A 1856-nucleotide genomic window follows, 5' to 3' on the forward strand; every position below is an offset into this window, starting at 1 on the left:
AGGTTGAATGACCGTTCATGTACTTGCCGAACGCGGAGCGGTTCTGCCCGTAGTCGAAGGAAACGGCGGTCTTCTTGCCGATCTGCCACTTGGCGCCGACGCCGATGACGTTCGCGAGTTGGTCGAACGTATGCTCATCGTTGCCCGTGCCGTTCGCAGCGAGAATCGTATGGCTCTTATCGCCGACGGAGCGCAGATACCATGCCGTCACGCCAAGATTCGGCGCAAGCTCTTTTCTGACCTGCAGGTAGAACGCCTTGTCGATCGGCGGGATATCGTCCTTTTCAAGGACGATGCCCGTCGTCTTGATGAGGTTGCCGACGACATTGCCCAAAGAAGCGCGAGGCAGCTTGTTGCCGGATTCAGCATCCGATACGATCTTATCAAGAATCTCAAGATACATGTAAGCCATCTCACTCATATTGGTTAAGCCGTAGTTGTTTTTTGCATCTGCAGAAGGCTTGAGCTAAAATTTTCATTGAGACCTCTTTCGATATATTCGACATTTAGTCTCGCCATATTAGCCGAACTTATCTGATCTTTATTAAAAGAAAAGGCTGTTAAAAATGCATACTCTCCAAACTGCCTGCCTCCGGGATCGGCTATCACTTTTACGTCGGCATAATATCTGATCAAATACCCGTAGTCCCACCACGAAACGACATAATCCTCTCTGTCTGCTTTATTTTTTAGCTCGACAAGCGGAGCTACGGCATCCCTCATAAGCACTGGCGCGACACGAAATTTATAGATATAATCTAGGCTTGGTAGCAGCGCCAAACAAGTAAGCACGATTAACATAGAATTTTTAAGCCAAGCTCGGATATCAAAATAATTTAAAGTAAAATATAGAAAATAAGCAAAGCCGAAAGCTACCATCGGCGTGATATACATCGTAAATCTAACTCCGCCGAAAAATGCCAAAAATCCAAGTAATAGCATCGGCAAAGCCAAAATAAACGAGCGGAATTTAATAAACATAAAAATTAAGCCCGCCATAGCGCATATAAATATAAAAATATCGCCGCTAGAATACAATATAAATTTGGCAAAACCGGCGTTCGCCACCTCATTGACCGTATTTCTAACACCATAGAAATAAAGAGTTTCTGATGTTTGACCGACATCTTTTTCTATATAAATTCTAAGCTGAGATATAATAGGCGTAAGCCCACCGAAATATATAAATAAAACAACTACTAAGGCGCCCAATATCCAAAGAATTTTCCTGTTTTGAGAGCTTGGAATTTTTATCATTAAAAAATATAATGACGCGATAAGCACGATTCTCAGCAATAAAATATAATTTACTATTATCGTATAGTCGCCATAGTATGTATTAAAATTTATCACCGCCACCACCATAAGGATCGCAGCTTTGTAATTTATCTCATTTCGTCTATCAAATATCAAAGTGTAAAATAAAAATATGCCCATTATGGCTAAATTTAACGAATACGAGCTGGGATACCACCAGCTATAAAATGCCATAAAGATGGCGGGCAAGATTAAATTTTGCTGCGAACCGTTTTGTATAAGCCTGATGAGAGCCCAGATTATCAGCATCGGCAGGACGATATTTAACATATCGCTATCGAAATACCCGCCCAAAGTTCTGATATAATACCCTGGCAGTATGCAAGCAAGCAGCGCCGCGATGATGCCGGCGCCCATAATCTTGTACTCTCTTGCTATCAAAATAATCGGCACGGCCACTAGCGGCGCTAAAAACACGCTCATATAGATCGTAATGCTATTTAGGCTTACGGGTAAAATTTTGCTAAGTAAAAATGCCGTGGTGGGGATCGACGCGCCGTACGGGCTAAGATCGCCCGGCTGGTGAAAGCCCGCTATCA

The 1856-nt window shown here is 43.0% G+C and carries 2 protein-coding genes; both read right to left on the bottom strand.

Annotation, left to right across the window (positions count from 1 at the left end):
• The coding region (locus Q0257_RS04210) for a hypothetical protein (RefSeq protein ID WP_298021936.1) at positions 1-421 on the bottom strand (421 nt) is incomplete at its 3' end.
• Between the two features lie 5 nt (positions 422-426).
• Positions 427-1856 (bottom strand): STT3 domain-containing protein (locus Q0257_RS04215; protein WP_298021939.1); only part of this gene is annotated, 1430 nt, incomplete at its 5' end.

Source organism: uncultured Campylobacter sp., assembly GCF_938018035.1.
GTDB lineage: Bacteria > Campylobacterota > Campylobacteria > Campylobacterales > Campylobacteraceae > Campylobacter_B.